We start from the raw sequence: 15,037 nt of genomic DNA on the forward strand, positions 1-15,037 counted from the left end.
CACAAGGCTCTTAGGTTATAAATTTTTTGCGTTGGCTTATTGGTGAGTCAGTCTGGTGTCAGACCGCTTCTTCGCCAGTCTCGCCGGTTCGAATCCGGATGGCTTGCGCCAGTTCGGTCACGAAGATCTTGCCGTCGCCGATCTTGCCGGTATTGGCCGCCTTGGTGATGGCTTCGATGACCTGGTCAAGCAGGTTGTCGCCAATGGCGATTTCCACTTTGACCTTGGGCAGAAAATCCACCACGTATTCTGCGCCACGGTAGAGCTCTGTGTGGCCTTTTTGCCGACCGAAGCCTTTGACTTCAGTGACGGTTACGCCTTGTACGCCAATCTCGGATAGTGCCTCACGGACATCATCCAATTTGAAAGGCTTGATGATCGCTGTCACAAGTTTCATTGCTTTCTCCTTGGTAAAGCCGTCCCAACAGTGAGGGCCAGCGGCCGGTTGTTGAGTTCGGGATGCTGCCACCTCGCACATCAATTGTGCGGATTGCGTACGAGAGCTTTAGCATCGGGTGTGCCAACGCAAAAAAGTTGTTTAAAATCAGGTTGTTGTTTGTGTCCTGTTCCAGAATGGCGCAATAACGTGCACCAACTTGGTGCGATGAGCCCGGTCTTGGCTCAAAAAAGAGCATGGGCGGGTTCGCCACTCACCACCATTATAATGCGGACCGGGTACAGTATGGCAGGGGCGGCGGTGTGATACACTCCTCTGAAGGTGGATAGCGACGCAGCCACTGGTTTGACCGTGTCGGGAAACAGAAACTCTCAGAGGTGTTTTATGAAAGGTCCACAGGACTTTTTTGCTCAGTTGCAGGGCCAGTTCGGCCAGTTCGTTCCGGATATGGCTCGGGCTGCGAAAGACGATTTTGAGGCCCAGGCCAGGGCAACCGTGATGACTGTGATGTCCAAACTGGAGCTGGTCACCCGTGAAGAATTTGATGCCCAGCAGGCGGTGCTGATGAAAACTCGCGAAAAAGTGGAAGCGCTGGAAAAGCGGGTCGCCGAGCTCGAGCAGAAACTGTCGTCGTAATTACGAGTCGGGCCCGGCCTGCAGGACGCAGTGGCCGGGTATTGTAAGAATCACTTGCCAAGGAAGGTTGTCATGCTTGCTGTTGTCCATTCCCGTGCCAGTATTGGTGTGTCTGCACCCGCAGTGGCTGTTGAGGTGCATCTGTCTGGTGGGTTGCCGGCCCTGTCGATTGTTGGTTTGCCGGAAACCGGTGTGCGTGAGAGCAAAGACCGGGTTCGCAGTGCCCTGATCAACGCCGGATTCGAATTCCCCGCCCGTCGAATCACCATTAACCTGGCCCCTGCAGACCTGCCCAAAGAGGGTGGTCGCTTCGATTTGCCCATCGCCCTTGGCATCCTTGCCGCTTCCGGGCAGTTTCCTGCCGAGAGTCTCAAAGACCTCGAATTCGTTGGTGAATTGTCCCTGGATGGTGCATTGCGCCCGTTGAAAGGTATATTGCCGGCGGTACTGGCGGCACGAGATGCCGGCCGCGCGCTACTGCTACCGCAGGACAATGCCGAAGAGGCAGCATTGGCCAGTAATGATGACGTGTTTGCCGCCAGCCATCTCCTGACTGTGTGCGAGCACTTGTCTGGCCGCGCCCGTATCTCCCCGGTGGCCCGAGCCCAGCCAGAAGCCGGGCCCAGAGACGAAGGACCGGACCTGGCAGACGTTCGTGGTCAGCAGGTTCCCCGACGGGCCCTGGAAGTGGCGGCCGCCGGCGGGCACAATCTTATACTGTTTGGCCCGCCGGGCACGGGTAAGAGTATGCTGGCCAGCCGACTGCCCGGCATTTTACCGGGCCTGGACGACGTTGCTGCCATGGAGGTGGCCAGCGTGCATTCTGTCGCCGGCCTTCCCCTCAAACCCGGTGGTTGGCGGCAGGCTCCATTCCGGGCCCCGCACCATACCGCTTCAGCGGTAGCGCTGGTGGGTGGCGGTAGCAGCCCCAGGCCCGGAGAAATCTCCCTGGCCCATAGGGGCGTACTGTTTCTTGACGAGTTGCCAGAGTTCCAGCGCCGGGTGTTGGAGGTGTTGCGGGAACCGATGGAAACCGGGGAAATTTCTATCAGCCGGGCCGCCCGGCAGGTAACCTTTCCTGCCCGGTTTCAGGTGGTTGCCGCGATGAACCCCTGCCCGTGCGGATACAGTGGCCATCCGACCATGGAGTGTCAGTGCACGCCGCAGCAGGTCATGCGCTATCGCTCACGCATCTCAGGGCCGCTGCTGGACCGATTTGATCTGCACGTTGAAGTGCCGGTTCAGGCGGGAGGGGTGTTGCTGGGGACCGGTGAAACAGGGGAGCCCAGTGCCAGCGTCCGGGAGCGGGTGATGCGGGCCCGGTCCAGGCAGTCAGAACGGGGCGCTCTGAATGCGGCCCTCGCCGGCAAGGCGCTACATGACGCCTGTCACCTGGATGCGGAGGGCGAGAAACTGCTGGCCGGGGCCATGGAAAAGCTGGGGCTGTCGGCCCGGGCGCTGCACCGGATTCTGCGGGTGGCCCGCACCCTGGCCGATCTGGATGAGCAGGCCTTGGTAACCCGGAACTATCTGATGGAGGCACTTGGCTACCGGCAGCTGGACCGTCAGCAGGGGCAAAGCTCAGTTGTCTCCGCCTGAGCTGGCGGTCTCTGGTAAACTGGCGGGTATCCATACGTAAATCAGATCCGCATTGACGGTTGAGGACCACAGATGACTGACCAGCATGAGACTCACGATGCTTCCGGCGACAACCCGATCACCACCCGCCGTGGTGTCCGCAGTTTTGTTCTGCGCCAGGGCCGGATGACCGAGGGTCAGAAAAAGGCTTACGAACGCAGCTGGCCAAAGTTTGGCCTGACTCGTGACAACGGCATGATCGACCCGCGGGAAGTGTTTGGTCGGGATAATATGCTGAATCTGGAAATCGGGTTTGGCATGGGGAAATCCCTGGCCGATATGGCCGAAGCGGCGCCCGAGCAGGACTTTATCGGTGTGGAAGTACATTTGCCCGGCGTTGGAGCCTTGCTCAAGGAGGTGGAGGATCGCGGGCTTGAGAACGTGCGGGTATACAATATTGACGCCAATGACGTAATTGACCTGTGCCTGCCCGATGCCAGCCTGGACCGTGTGATGGTGTTCTTTCCGGATCCGTGGCACAAGAAAAAGCACCACAAACGCCGCCTGATCCAGCACGACTTTATTCAGCGAATTCGCCACAAGTTGCGTGTGGGAGGCATCCTGCATCTGGCCACGGACTGGGAAAATTACGCCGAACACATGCTGGAAGTGATGAATGATTCGGAGGGGTTCGCCAATACTCAGGAGCAGGGCGGCTACTCACCGCGTCCGGATGATCGCCCTATCACCAAATTCGAAAAGCGTGGTGAGAATCTCGGCCATGGGGTCTGGGATTTGTTGTTCTATCGCACCAACTGAGCCTGAGGCCGCACCCCACTCACGAGGAATGACTGAGTGGGTGCCGCCTGGCCGCCCTGATGATCACCAAACCTGCCACGCCCAGTAGCAGCCCGGTGAACTTGATCAAAGCCAGAATAGTGGCGGTCATGCTCATGGAGTCTGTGGGCGGGCTCAGGTTGTTCAGCAGCACGATATTCTCTGCTACGTCACTCATGCCCGCTGTGACGAAAAGCGCCCGCACCCAGCGTGCGACCTTACGCTCCCGGATGCCGGGCCGGTCCCGCGTGAAGTGGCGGGTCAGTTGCAGCAGCGCGGAGAGATAGGCCACGATAAACAGAAAGTCTACCCACAATGACAGGTGTGCCCAGACCAACCCGTTCTCGCGCCAGCTGCGAATGATGGCGTAGGCCTGGTCCGCGGTACCCGCCAGTTGGAAACTGACAATGCCTTGGGGGGCGGAACCGGTCTTCAGCGGTTGGTTGATGGCCATCAAAACCAGAAACAGTGCCACCGCCACCACGATGGATACCTTCATGGGTGGTTTCATCGGGCGAGGCCCGGATGGCACAGAGTGCTGAGCGGAATTCATCAGAGGAAATGCTCCAGCAGGCTATTCAGGTAACGCTGTCCTTGCTCGGTCGCCTGCAGGCGATCAGGGGTCAGCAGATGTTGTTTGCGTAATTGTTTAAGTTGTACCGCAACTGACGACAAGGGTAAACCCGTGCGTTCAGGATACAGTTGTTCGGGTGTGCCCTGTTTCAGGCGTAACGCGTTCATCATGAATTCCAGCGGTCGATCCTCCGGTGCCAGCTCTTCGCTGCCGGAGGTGCGAGAGCCGATCCTTTGAAGGTAGGCGTCCGGTTGCCGGGTTTTCCGGTATCGTAGAATTCTGCCGTCAGCCAGGCTGACTTTGCCATGCCCGCCCGCGCCCAGCGCCAGATAATCGCCAAACCTCCAGTAATTCAGGTTATGCCTGCTTTCCCGGTCAGCCAAGCTCCAGGCCGAGATCTCATAATCCTCGAAGCCCGCTGACCGAAGATGCGCGGCCCCTTGCCGATAAATCTCCCAGAGTCGGTCATCGTCTGGCAGGGCGGGTGGCCGAGAGAAGAATTCGGTGTTTGGTTCAATGGTGAGCTGGTACCAGGACAAGTGGCTTGGCCGGTGGGCCAGGGCAGCCTGAAGGTCGCTGACTGCCTGTTCGGGTGTTTGCCCCGGCAGGCCGTGCATCAGGTCAATGTTGAAATTGTCGAATCCGGCAGCACGGGCAGCGTTGATGGCCTGGTGGGCCATGGCCTGATCGTGGATGCGGCCGAGAGATTTCAGGTGCTCCGGGTGAAAACTCTGAACCCCGATGGACAGCCGGTTGACGCCGGCCTCGCGGAAACTCTCGAAGCGACCTGCCTCCAGCGTGCCGGGGTTGGCTTCCAGGGTGATTTCTGCATCGCTCGAAAAAGTCAGGCGTTGCCTGAGCCCATCAAACAGTTGTTGATAGAAGGCCCCGCTCATCAGGGAGGGGGTTCCACCGCCGATAAAGACGGTTTCGATAGGGCGACCTCGGATAAAGGGCAGGTCCTGATCCAGATCCTCCAGAATGGCGTTCAGATACGCCGTTTCCGGAATTTCCCCTTTGATTGCATGAGAATTGAAATCACAGTAGGGGCACTTGCGCACGCACCAGGGTACATGGATATAGAGGCTCAGGGGCGGGCAGACCGCAACCGGGGTGGCGGTCATGGGTTCACTGCTCCGCCTGTAGCTGTTCCAGAAGGCTGGTCAGTGCCCGGCCTCGATGGCTGATCTTGCCTTTCTGATCCCGGGTCAGTTCGGCGGCGCTGCAGTTGAACTCTGGCGCCAGGAACACGGGGTCATAACCGAAGCCGCCATCACCCTGGGGGGCGGTCAGGATCTGCCCCGGCCAGCGGCCATGGCAAATGATGGGCGTAGGGTCGTCTGCATGGCGCAGGTACACCAGGACGCAATGGAACTGGGCGCTGCGATGTGCTTCCGGAACATCCTGCAGCGCGTCCAACAGAGCGGCGACATTGTCAGCGTCCGAGGCTGAGTCGCCGGCATACCGGGCCGAGCGCACGCCGGGCTGGCCGTTCAGGGCATCCACGGCCAGCCCGCTGTCGTCTGCCAGCGCGGGCAGGCCGGTTTCCCTTGCGGCATGCCGGGCTTTTAGAATGGCATTCTCGACAAAGGTGACGGCCGGTTCTTCGGCTTCGCTCACGCCCAGTTCGCCCTGGGCAATCGGCTGCAACCCCAGGGGGCTGAGCAGCTCTGTCAGTTCGGCGATCTTGCCCTTGTTATTGCTGGCAATGACGAATTTCTGGCTCATGATGTCAGTCGCTGAACAGGGTGTGAGAGAACCTGACCGGCAGGTCCCTGTCGTGGCCGGTGGGTCTTACTGTGATATTAAAGGTCATCAGGTCGCCAGGGCGGTGCTGGTATTGGGCGATAAAATAAACGGCGTCTCCCTCCTGAATGCGACGGAAGGCCAGAAAGCTCACCTGCTGGATGTCATTGGTCACCTGGCCCTGTACCTGCCCGCCAAACGGGCGGATCTGGCCATGTTCGCCTTCGGTCATGATGGCAATGTTGATGATGCCAATGCCCCGGCTGCGTTGCAGGTTGTTTGCCCGGGCAACTTCGGGGTCAAGGAAGGTGCTGGGGAAAACGCTCCAGTGCACCTGATAGTCACCGAAGTCTTCCTGGCCTGCTTGAACTTGCGCAAACAGCAGCAGGCCCAGGGTCAGGGTTAACAGGCGAGTTACGGAACGATTCATCATCATGGGTTCTCCCGCGTGATTCGATAGATGGCAATTTCCCCCAACAAATTCGGCCAGAGTCTCGCCAGCCAGCTGTTCTGGTGCTGGCCGTCAACCACCCTCCGGCTCTTGATGCGAATGCCTTTCTGGCGGCACAGGGCCTCAAAATCCTTGAAGGTGCATAGCCGTATGTTGGGGGTGTTATACCATTTATACGGTAGTGCGTCGGATTCGGGCATACGGCCACTCAGAGCCAGTCCCCAGCGCAGGCGCCAATGGGCAAAGTTGGGGAAGGTGACGATGCCCTCTCGGCCGACCCGGAGCATTTCTTCGATGACTTTGTCAGGACGCCGCACGGCTTGCAGGGCCTGAGTCATCAGAACCACATCGAACATACCGTCGTCAAAATTGTCGAGGCCCTGGGTGTCGAGGTTCTGTTCGATCACGCTCACCCCTTTCGCCATACAGGTGGTGATGTGGTCCGGGTTGATCTCCAGGCCAAAACCCGTAGCGCCCCGTTCCCGCTGAAGGAAGTCAAGCAGGGTACCGTTGCCGCAACCAAGGTCCAGTACATGGTGGCCCGGCTGAACCCATTGCTGGATAATTTCAAGATCCGGCCTCATGCGCCCACCTCCCGTGCTACCCGGTCCATATACGCGGTAAAAATGTCGGTGTACCGGGGGGTTGGGATCAGGAACGCGTCGTGGCCCCAGGGGGCATCGATTTCAGCGTAGCTGACCTTTTTGCGGGCAGAAATCATGGCGTTCACCATTTCTTCGGAACGTTCCGGCGAAAAGCGCCAGTCGGTACTGAACGACAGTACCAGGTACTCGCAGCTCGCAGGTGCCAGGGCCTTGGCCAGATCCCCGCCAGCAGCGTAGGCCGGGTCGAAGTAGTCCAGGGCTCGGGTCATCAGCAGGTAAGTGTTGGCATCAAAGCTTTCGGAGAAACGCTCGCCCTGGTACCGCAGATAACTCTCCACCTGGAATTCGGCATCGAATCCGAATTTGTACGCTTCTTCCCGCAGCTCCCGGCCGAATTTCTCACCCATGGAGGCGTCGGACAAGTAGGTGATGTGGCCGACCATTCTTGCCAGCATCAAGCCGCGGCGGGGCACTGCGCCAAAATCGTAGTACCGGCCGTCATGAAATTCCCGATCAGAGGTGATGGCCTGGCGTGCCACTTCGTTAAAGGCGATATTCTGCGCGCTCAGCCGGGGCGTGGAGGCAATCACCACCGAGTGCCGCAACCGCTCCGGGTAATCCAGGCTCCACTGCAATGCCTGCATGCCACCCAGCGAGCCACCAACCACTGCGGCCCACTGGTCAATGCCCAGGTGGTCAGCCAGGCAGGCCTGGCTTTTTACCCAGTCGGCAACCGTAATCACCGGAAAATCCGGCCCATAGGGTTTGCCAGTGGCGGGGTTGGTGGAGTTGGGGCCGGTGCTGCCGTGGCAACCACCAAGGTTGTTCAGACTGACCACAAAAAAACGGTTGGTGTCGATGGGCTTGCCGGGGCCGATGCAACTGTCCCACCAGCCGGGCTTTTTGTCTTCCATGCTGTGATAGCCCGCGGCGTGGTGGTGGCCGCTGAGGGCATGGCAAATCAGCACTGCGTTGCTGGCTTCAGGGTTCAGGGTGCCGTAGGTTTCCACCACCAGATCATAGCTTTCCAGAGCCTGGCCGCAGGCCAATTCGATAGGCGTATCAAAATGAATGGTTTGAGGGCTTACGAGGCCCACGGAATCCGAGGGCAGGGAATCAGGCATGGCGGTGATGAGTTCCTGGTACGGTCCACAAGTGTCTGGCCATTGGCCTTGGAGTGTTCAGAAAAACGCGACAGCACTGCAGTTTAAAGGCGGGTGGGGGTTGCTGCAACCGCCGCGTGGCCGCGGCGCTGGTTTCAGGGCCCGCGCGTTGCTCACGCGGGCCCCGGCTATTCAGACGGCGCCAGAAATGTTGACCACTTTCTGCTGAATCATCGTGGGGGCCGGTTTGCGGATTTGCCGCATCATGGCATCGGCCAGTTCCAGCTGTTTGCGAAGGTCAACGATGGCATTATCCAGCCTCTGGCGTTCGGCACGGCTGTCCCGGTCGCTGCGGACCATGTCCCGCAGGCGGCGAATCTGGTGCTCCAGCAGCTGTTTCTGCTCCATGGAGTACTGCATGATCGGCAGCAGCGCTTCCTGGGGCCAGCGTTCGACATCCTTGCGCACCCGGCCGTGGAGGGTGCGGGCTTCACCCACCATGACATTGAAGAAGCGGCGCACCAGCAGGGATTGTTCGGTCAGCAGGTTTTTCGGGCTGATGCGGAAACGCTTGGCTTTCTTGCGCAGTTCCCGAATGGCGATGACATGGCGGCCCGCCCGCAGAGGGATGGGCTCCAGGTGCCTGGCCCGGGTGTCTTCGTTATAACGGCGGTAAATAGCTCCGACCATTTTCTCCGCCAGCCTGCCTTCGGCCAGCAGGTTGGTCAGGTCGCTTTCCAGCAGTTCAAAGAAATGGTCCATGGCCCGGTTCATGCCGGCCGTCGTCCAGCTTTTGGACATCATGTGGCGGACCTTGGCTGCATGATTCTCGAAACGATCTTCGGCCACCAGTTTCTTCAGCATTTCCCCCTGGGAATCCATGAGCCGTCGTGATGAGCGCAGGGTGATCAGTTTCTTGTAGTAAAAGTCGTAATCGTTCTGGGCGCGCTCTGCCAGACGACCGAGGGCAGCCTTGTCCATGGTAGCGCCGGCACAGGCCTGGCGCTCTTCTTCCAGTGATTCCAGCCGGTACTGCATGGCCGCCTGACTGTTTTGCAGCATGCCCAGAAGATCGTTAATCAGGTTCTGGGTGATCAACTGCTCTTTGTGCACCAGGATGCGCTGAATGATCAGTTGTTCCAACTGGCCGATGTTGGAGCGCCCAAACAGCTCGTTGTCTTTACGCACTCGGGCCAACAGCCCCTGTTTTGCGGACAGCGGGATGACGTCTTGCTGGCGGATGCTCAGGTGTTCGGCGGTATAGGTCCGTATCCGCTCGATGGCATCAGCGGTGTGCTGCTCGCCCTGCAGGTCGTCCCACAGCACATCAATCTTGTTCAGAACCGCGAACCGGCCGGCCCGGTGATCCGCGTGCTCGGTATCAATATGGTCTTTCCAGATCGTCATATCGCTGGCGGTGACGCCGGTGTCCGCACTTAACACAAAAATGACCGCGTGGGCCCGGGGCAGCATGCTGATGGTCAGCTCCGGCTCGGAGCCCAGTGCGTTCAGCCCCGGTGTGTCCAAAATGCGCAGGCCCCGCTCGAACAGCGGATGGCGAATGCTGATCTGGGCGTTGCGCCAGGCCGGCACCAGCACATTGCCAGGGTTGTTGCGATCCTGTTCCAGCATGGCTTCATCGAAGCCGAGCTGGCGTGCCTCTTCCGGGGGCACGCTTTTAACTCGGGCAACTTCCGCCAGCACTTCGCGCATGACTTCCGGGTTGCGCTCGTCCAGATCGTGTTTCACCCAACGCTCTGGTTGCTTGCGCAGTTGCTGCAGGGAAAGTTCGCCGGTCCGGGTCTCTATGGGCAGGAGCAGCAGGTAATTCTGGTTGGCGCTGCGATCAAAGAACAGCTCCGTGGGGCACATGGTGGTACGGCCCGCCTGAGACGGCAGCATGCGCTGGCCATACTCCGAGAAAAACAGGGCGTTGATCAGCTCGGTCTTGCCGCGGGAATACTCGCCGACAAAGGCAATGGTCAGCTCATCTTCAATGAGCAGTTCAAGGCCGTGGCGAATTCGGGTACTGACGTCTTCCGAGAAAAGATTGTTATCTTGCAGCCAGAGCCGGTACCGGCCAATCTGCCGTATCAGTTCTTTCTTCCAGTTGTGGTAAGCCTCAACCTGCTGCGACAGAGTTCCCTGCTGATTCATTGGATAATCCTTCTGCGCGACTTCCGAGATTAAATGACGTTAATAGTAGCCGTTTTAGTCGGTTGGATGTGGTGCGCCAGTCGGCATTTTTTGCGGAGCGTCGAGCCATGGCTCAAAAAAGGCTTCAGAATCAAACTGTTGACGCTGAAGCCTTGGGTGTTTCCAAATAGAGAAAACTGTAACTGAATGTATATCTGTGAGGCAGGTTACATTCCAAGGCCGATAGAGCCGAGGCCCGCGGCGATCTTCATATGGTCAATCACCACGGAGATGACGTTCAGAATCAGGAACACAATGATCGGCGACAGATCCAGCCCACCCATGGAGGGCATCACACTGCGCACCGGGCGCATCACCGGCTCTGTAATCTGGGCAACCAGCTGGATGGCCGGGTGGCCGCTTTGTGGGGCAATCCAGCTGACCACCACCACGGCAATCACGGACCAGAAGTAAATTTTTACAATCAGACTGAGTACGTTCAGAACTGCCCATACCAGCAGAGTGATCGGGTTGATCCCGGGAATTCCTCCGTTCAGTGCTACCAGGATCAGGAAGAAGGTAAGGGCCTGGATGATTACAGCAAGTACCAGCGCTGCCCCATCAATGCCGCCCCAGCCTGGAATAAAACGGCGCAACGGGCGCAGTGGCGGATTGGTGGCCTTCACTACAAACTGGGAAATCGGGTTGTAGAAGTCGGCCCGGGCCAGCTGTAGCAGGAAGCGCAGCAGTACAATGGTCATGTAGAAGGTGGACGCGATCAGCAGGATCGTAATCACAATATCTGCCAGCATGTAGCTGTGTCTCCGTTAACGGTTACTGTTTGTCTGCCAGTTCTTTGGACATTTCCCGGGAGCGATCAAACGCCGCACCATAGGCCTTTTTCACAAGCTGACGCAGGCCTCCGTCCTCAAAGGTATTAACCGCGCGCTCGGTGGTGCCGCCAGGGGACATGACATTGCGTTTGAGCTGCGCCGGGTCATCGTCGCTTCGGGCAGCCATTTCCGCCGCGCCCGCCATGGTCTGAATAGCGAGTGCCCGCGCGGTTTCAGGTGCAATGCCCGCTTCGGTGGCGGCGCCTTCCAGAGCTTCAAGCATCAAGAAGAAATACGCCGGGCCGCTGCCGGATAGCGCGGTAACGCTGTGCAACTGGTCTTCGTTGTTCACCCACAGCGCTGAGCCGATACTTTCGAACATCGATTGCACCGATGTCTTCTGTGCGTCTTTGACCTGTGCGTTGGCAAACAGTCCGGCGGCACCCTTTCCGACCAGCGAGGGTGTGTTGGGCATCACGCGGACCAGCGGCATTCCGCCACCAAGCCAGTTGTCCAGAGTCTCGGCGGTCAAGCCAGCGGCGATGGAAACCATCAGCGGGCGGGTATTCTGCACCACCGGGGCGATGTCGTGGCAGACATCCGCCATTACCTGGGGTTTGACGGCCAGCACCACAATGTCAGCTTGCTGGGCGCAGTATCGGTTGTCAGTGGTCACACTGACGCCAAAACGCTTCCGGATGGATTGCAGGTGGCCATCATCCGGGGCGCTTACCCAGATATTGCCGGCCTCGTAGCCGTTCTCCAGCATGCCGCCAATAATGGCACTGGCCATGTTGCCGGCACCTATAAAAGAAATCGTGGGTGATTTGCTCAAGGTTTGCTCCAGGGCTTTGGTCAGTTAATTCGTTGAATGCGATGATAGCAGGAACCGCGGGTTTCAGCTCTGGCTGTGTTTGGGTGGCCGCGCACCAAACAGCGCCGTGCCCACCCGAACCCAGGTTGCGCCTTCTGCAATGGCGATTTCGAGATCATCCGACATGCCCATGGAAAGGGTGTCCATCGGGCCGGCCTCTGGAAACGCCTGTTTGAGTTCCCGCAGGGTATTGGCCAGCTTGCGAAAACTCATCCTCAGATCTGCCTCGGACTGGTCTGGATCGGGAATCGCCATTAGCCCTCGCAGTTTCACATTAGGCAAATCGCCGATCTCATCCACCAGTTCGGGCAGTTCGGACAGCGTGCAGCCGGATTTGCTGTCCTCATTATTGATGTTGACCTGCAGACACAGATTTAGCGGCGGTAAACCGGCCGGCCGTTGTTCACTTAGCCGGCGGGCGATTTTCAACCGGTCAACGCTGTGCACCCAGGCAAACGTCTCAGCAATTTGCCGGGTTTTGTTGGACTGGATGGGGCCGATGAAGTGCCACTCAACCTGATCAAGATCCTTCAGGGCGTCAATCTTGTCCATCGCCTCCTGAAGGTAGTTTTCACCAAAGGCAACCTGGCCGGCACTGGCAGCGACCCTGAGTTCGTCTGGCTGGCGTGTCTTGCTGACTGCCAACAGGCGCACACTGCCGGGGTCCCGGCCTGCCTTCAATGTTGCTTTTTGTATGCGTCGGGTTACGCTCCCGATGTTGTCTGCTATGCTGCTCATAGTGTGAGTTTGCCGCTTCTGGACTAAAAGAAAAAGCCCTCCGAGGAATCCTATGGATATTACTGAACTGCTTGCCTTTTCGGCGAAACAGGGCGCATCGGATTTGCACCTGTCTGCCGGTCTGCCCCCCATGATCCGTGTCGACGGCGACGTGCGCCGCATCAACCTGCCCCCGATGGAGCACAAAGAAGTGCACGGGTTGATCTACGACATCATGAACGACAAGCAGCGTAAGGATTACGAAGAGTTCCTGGAAACCGACTTCTCGTTCGAGGTGCCGGGTGTGGCCCGTTTCCGGGTAAACGCCTTCAACCAGAACCGTGGCGCCGGCGCTGTATTCCGGACCATCCCCTCGAAGGTTCTGACCATGGAAGATCTGGGCATGGGCCAGGTGTTCAAGGATATTTCGTCCGTACCCCGTGGCCTGGTCCTGGTCACCGGGCCCACCGGCTCCGGTAAGTCCACCACCCTGGCGGCGATGATGGACTACATCAACGACACCCGCTATGAGCACATCCTGACCATCGAAGACCCGATCGAATTTGTGCACGACTCGAAAAAATGCCTGGTCAACCAGCGGGAAGTTCACCGGGACACCCTGGGCTTTAACGAAGCCCTGCGTTCTGCCCTGCGGGAAGACCCGGACATCATCCTGGTAGGTGAGCTTCGGGACCTGGAAACCATCCGCCTGGCCTTGACCGCCGCAGAAACCGGCCACCTGGTGTTCGGCACCCTGCACACCACCTCTGCCGCCAAGACCATTGACCGGGTGGTTGACGTATTCCCCGCCGAGGAAAAGTCCATGGTGCGGTCCATGTTGTCGGAATCCCTGCAGGCGGTTATCTCCCAGACCCTGATGAAGAAAATGGGCGGCGGCCGGATTGCGGCTCACGAAATCATGATTGGTACCTCGGCGATCCGTAACCTGATTCGTGAAGACAAGATCGCCCAGATGTACTCGTCGATTCAGACCGGTGGTTCCATTGGTATGCAGACGCTTGACCAGTGTCTGGAACGATTGCTGCAGAAGGGGCTGATTTCCCGCGAAGCGGCGCGGGCCAAGGCCAAGATGCCTGATAACTTTTAATTTGGGGCTCCCTGCATTGAGTTTGGAGCAGGGAGTGGGGCGGGTGGTCCTGAAGGACTCCCCGAATAATGTCTGAAGGGCGAGGCGGGTACAGCTTCCCGGGACTGTCTGCAGCATGGATGCTGCAGTCAAGCGTACAGGGACGTATTCACAGCGTGTCCCGGGAAGCTGTACCCGCCTCGCCCGGGCTCCAAACGTTGAAGACTGGACAGAAAGATGGAATTCGAAAAACTATTGCGGCTAATGGTAGAAAAGGGCGGTTCGGACCTGTTTATTACGGCAGGTGTACCACCCAGCATGAAGGTGAACGGGAAAGTACTGCCGGTCACCAAGAATGCCCTGACGCCGGAGCAGACGAGGGAATTTGTCTACGGCGCCATGAACGACAAGCAGCGCGCCGAATTCGAAGAAACCCACGAATGTAACTTCGCCATCAGTGCCCGTGGTATCGGCCGTTTCCGGGTTTCTGCATTCTTCCAGCGCAACCTCTGCGGCATGGTATTGCGGCGGATTGAGGTGAAAATCCCCCAGATTGACGACCTCGCGCTGCCCGAGATCATCAAGGACCTCGCCATGACCAAGCGTGGCCTGATCATGTTTGTGGGCGCCACCGGTACCGGTAAGTCCACCTCCCTGGCTGCCATGCTCGGCCATCGCAACCGTAACAGCCGCGGCCACATCATCTCCATCGAAGACCCGATCGAATTCGTGCACCAGCATCAGGGGTGCATCGTCACCCAGCGGGAAGTAGGCATCGATACCGAAAGCTTTGAAGTGGCCCTCAAGAACACCCTTCGCCAGGCGCCGGACGTTATCCTCATTGGTGAGGTGCGTACCCGCCAGACCATGGAGTATTCGGTACAGTTTGCGGAAACCGGCCACCTGTGTCTGGCCACCCTGCACGCCAACAACGCCAACCAGGCCCTCGACCGGATTATCCAGTTTTTCCCGCCGGAACAGCACAACCAGATCTGGATGGACCTCTCCCTGAACCTTCGCGCCATAGTGGCTCAGCAGTTGGTACCGACGCCGGATGGCAAAGGCCGCAAGGCCGTAATCGAAGTATTGATCAATACGCCGCTGGTGGCGGACCTGATTCGTAAAGCCGAAGTGCACAAACTCAAAGAGTTGATGGCCAAGTCCAACGAATCCGGTATGCAGACGTTTGACCAGGCGTTGTACCGGCTGTACGCCGAAGGCTCCATCACCTACGAAGACGCCTTGGCCCACGCGGATTCCGCGAACGATCTGCGTCTGATGATCAAGCTCGGTGCCGATGCCCAGGGCGCCGACAAGCTGTCCTCGTCAGTCGACAAGCTCACCATTCAAGACGATTGATCGGAGCAACAGGCAGTCCCTCCCCCCAGGCGGCCCGGTTCAGGGTCGCCTTAATACCAAAGTCGTACTTTGTTAGTGCCTGCAACCAGTAGTTTTGGCATTTG

General features: G+C 58.6%; 16 protein-coding genes. 5 read left to right on the forward strand and 11 right to left on the reverse strand.

All coding sequences use genetic code 11. The features are described from left to right. Positions 1 to 58 precede the first annotated feature (58 nt). On the reverse strand, positions 59 to 397 hold the full coding sequence (gene glnK, locus ABIE59_RS12660; protein ID WP_058091350.1) for a P-II family nitrogen regulator: 339 nt from the start codon (positions 395 to 397) through the stop codon (positions 59 to 61). Between the two features lie 384 nt (positions 398 to 781). On the opposite strand from glnK, the gene ABIE59_RS12665 reads away from it, so the two are divergent. The 3 genes from ABIE59_RS12665 to trmB all read left to right on the forward strand — a co-directional run bounded on the left by ABIE59_RS12665 (position 782) and on the right by trmB (position 3,430). Further along, positions 782 to 1,033 carry an accessory factor UbiK family protein gene (locus ABIE59_RS12665; RefSeq protein WP_354447393.1) on the forward strand — a complete coding sequence of 84 codons (252 nt, stop codon included), beginning with the start codon at positions 782 to 784 and terminating at the stop codon, positions 1,031 to 1,033. A gap of 72 nt (positions 1,034 to 1,105) precedes the next feature. Then, on the forward strand, positions 1,106 to 2,632 hold the full coding sequence (locus ABIE59_RS12670; RefSeq protein ID WP_354447395.1) for a YifB family Mg chelatase-like AAA ATPase: 1,527 nt from the start codon (positions 1,106 to 1,108) through the stop codon (positions 2,630 to 2,632). Between the two features lie 72 nt (positions 2,633 to 2,704). Then, positions 2,705 to 3,430: a tRNA (guanosine(46)-N7)-methyltransferase TrmB gene (trmB, locus tag ABIE59_RS12675; protein WP_354447397.1), complete on the forward strand. Its 726-nt coding sequence runs from the start codon at positions 2,705 to 2,707 to the stop codon at positions 3,428 to 3,430. 19 nt (positions 3,431 to 3,449) lie between these two features. On the opposite strand, the gene ABIE59_RS12680 is transcribed toward trmB, so the two are convergent. The 10 genes from ABIE59_RS12680 to ABIE59_RS12725 all read right to left on the reverse strand — a co-directional run bounded on the left by ABIE59_RS12680 (position 3,450) and on the right by ABIE59_RS12725 (position 12,508). Further along, the gene (locus ABIE59_RS12680) at positions 3,450 to 4,001 is read right to left on the reverse strand and encodes a hypothetical protein (RefSeq protein ID WP_502915360.1); all 552 of its coding nucleotides are present in this window, start codon (positions 3,999 to 4,001) and stop codon (positions 3,450 to 3,452) included. Then, positions 4,001 to 5,146, reverse strand: a complete 1,146-nt coding sequence (gene hemW, locus ABIE59_RS12685; protein WP_354447401.1) for a radical SAM family heme chaperone HemW — start codon at positions 5,144 to 5,146, stop codon at positions 4,001 to 4,003. The genes ABIE59_RS12680 and hemW overlap by 1 nt, the downstream gene beginning before the upstream one ends. A 4-nt stretch (positions 5,147 to 5,150) precedes the next feature. Next, entirely contained in the window at positions 5,151 to 5,750 is a 600-nt protein-coding gene (rdgB, locus tag ABIE59_RS12690) for an RdgB/HAM1 family non-canonical purine NTP pyrophosphatase (protein WP_354447403.1), read from the reverse strand. Between the two features lie 4 nt (positions 5,751 to 5,754). Next, positions 5,755 to 6,204 carry a DUF4426 domain-containing protein gene (locus ABIE59_RS12695; protein WP_502915361.1) on the reverse strand — a complete coding sequence of 150 codons (450 nt, stop codon included), beginning with the start codon at positions 6,202 to 6,204 and terminating at the stop codon, positions 5,755 to 5,757. Next, on the reverse strand, positions 6,201 to 6,803 hold the full coding sequence (gene metW / locus ABIE59_RS12700) for a methionine biosynthesis protein MetW (RefSeq protein WP_061332555.1): 603 nt from the start codon (positions 6,801 to 6,803) through the stop codon (positions 6,201 to 6,203). Before metW ends, ABIE59_RS12695 begins: the two co-directional genes overlap by 4 nt. Then, on the reverse strand, positions 6,800 to 7,948 hold the full coding sequence (gene metX / locus ABIE59_RS12705) for a homoserine O-succinyltransferase MetX (RefSeq protein ID WP_354447406.1): 1,149 nt from the start codon (positions 7,946 to 7,948) through the stop codon (positions 6,800 to 6,802). Before metX ends, metW begins: the two co-directional genes overlap by 4 nt. Before the next feature lie 171 nt (positions 7,949 to 8,119). Beyond that, a complete protein-coding gene (locus tag ABIE59_RS12710; RefSeq protein ID WP_354447408.1) occupies positions 8,120 to 10,084 on the reverse strand; it encodes a dynamin family protein in 1,965 nt (654 codons plus the stop codon). 206 nt (positions 10,085 to 10,290) lie between these two features. Further along, entirely contained in the window at positions 10,291 to 10,875 is a 585-nt protein-coding gene (locus tag ABIE59_RS12715) for a YggT family protein (protein ID WP_354447410.1), read from the reverse strand. Between the two features lie 22 nt (positions 10,876 to 10,897). Further along, the gene (gene proC / locus ABIE59_RS12720) at positions 10,898 to 11,731 is read right to left on the reverse strand and encodes a pyrroline-5-carboxylate reductase (RefSeq protein WP_354447412.1); all 834 of its coding nucleotides are present in this window, start codon (positions 11,729 to 11,731) and stop codon (positions 10,898 to 10,900) included. A 63-nt stretch (positions 11,732 to 11,794) separates the two neighbouring features. Continuing rightward, complete coding sequence (locus tag ABIE59_RS12725; RefSeq protein WP_354447414.1) at positions 11,795 to 12,508, reverse strand: YggS family pyridoxal phosphate-dependent enzyme; 714 nt, start codon at positions 12,506 to 12,508, stop codon at positions 11,795 to 11,797. 52 nt (positions 12,509 to 12,560) lie between these two features. On the opposite strand from ABIE59_RS12725, the gene ABIE59_RS12730 reads away from it, so the two are divergent. Both ABIE59_RS12730 and ABIE59_RS12735 read left to right on the forward strand, forming a co-directional pair. After that, positions 12,561 to 13,595 (forward strand): type IV pilus twitching motility protein PilT, encoded by a 1,035-nt coding sequence (locus ABIE59_RS12730; protein WP_354447416.1) that lies wholly within the window; start codon positions 12,561 to 12,563, stop codon positions 13,593 to 13,595. A gap of 216 nt (positions 13,596 to 13,811) precedes the next feature. Then, positions 13,812 to 14,933 (forward strand): PilT/PilU family type 4a pilus ATPase, encoded by a 1,122-nt coding sequence (locus tag ABIE59_RS12735; protein WP_354447418.1) that lies wholly within the window; start codon positions 13,812 to 13,814, stop codon positions 14,931 to 14,933. Positions 14,934 to 15,037 lie beyond the last annotated feature (104 nt).

The organism is Marinobacter sp. MBR-99 (assembly GCF_040547575.1).
GTDB lineage: Bacteria > Pseudomonadota > Gammaproteobacteria > Pseudomonadales > Oleiphilaceae > Marinobacter.

Bases quoted from the DNA above. Each gene is read 5' to 3' on its own strand.
- glnK (WP_058091350.1), bottom strand. From the start codon at position 397: ATGAAACTTGTGACAGCGATCATCAAGCCTTTCAAATTGGATGATGTC.
- ABIE59_RS12665 (WP_354447393.1), top strand. From the start codon at position 782: ATGAAAGGTCCACAGGACTTTTTTGCTCAGTTGCAGGGCCAGTTCGGC.
- ABIE59_RS12670 (WP_354447395.1), top strand. From the start codon at position 1,106: ATGCTTGCTGTTGTCCATTCCCGTGCCAGTATTGGTGTGTCTGCACCC.
- trmB (WP_354447397.1), top strand. From the start codon at position 2,705: ATGACTGACCAGCATGAGACTCACGATGCTTCCGGCGACAACCCGATC.
- ABIE59_RS12680 (WP_502915360.1), bottom strand. From the start codon at position 4,001: ATGAATTCCGCTCAGCACTCTGTGCCATCCGGGCCTCGCCCGATGAAA.
- hemW (WP_354447401.1), bottom strand. From the start codon at position 5,146: ATGACCGCCACCCCGGTTGCGGTCTGCCCGCCCCTGAGCCTCTATATC.
- rdgB (WP_354447403.1), bottom strand. From the start codon at position 5,750: ATGAGCCAGAAATTCGTCATTGCCAGCAATAACAAGGGCAAGATCGCC.
- ABIE59_RS12695 (WP_502915361.1), bottom strand. From the start codon at position 6,204: ATGATGATGAATCGTTCCGTAACTCGCCTGTTAACCCTGACCCTGGGC.
- metW (WP_061332555.1), bottom strand. From the start codon at position 6,803: ATGAGGCCGGATCTTGAAATTATCCAGCAATGGGTTCAGCCGGGCCAC.
- metX (WP_354447406.1), bottom strand. From the start codon at position 7,948: ATGCCTGATTCCCTGCCCTCGGATTCCGTGGGCCTCGTAAGCCCTCAA.
- ABIE59_RS12710 (WP_354447408.1), bottom strand. From the start codon at position 10,084: ATGAATCAGCAGGGAACTCTGTCGCAGCAGGTTGAGGCTTACCACAAC.
- ABIE59_RS12715 (WP_354447410.1), bottom strand. From the start codon at position 10,875: ATGCTGGCAGATATTGTGATTACGATCCTGCTGATCGCGTCCACCTTC.
- ABIE59_RS12725 (WP_354447414.1), bottom strand. From the start codon at position 12,508: ATGAGCAGCATAGCAGACAACATCGGGAGCGTAACCCGACGCATACAA.
- ABIE59_RS12730 (WP_354447416.1), top strand. From the start codon at position 12,561: ATGGATATTACTGAACTGCTTGCCTTTTCGGCGAAACAGGGCGCATCG.
- ABIE59_RS12735 (WP_354447418.1), top strand. From the start codon at position 13,812: ATGGAATTCGAAAAACTATTGCGGCTAATGGTAGAAAAGGGCGGTTCG.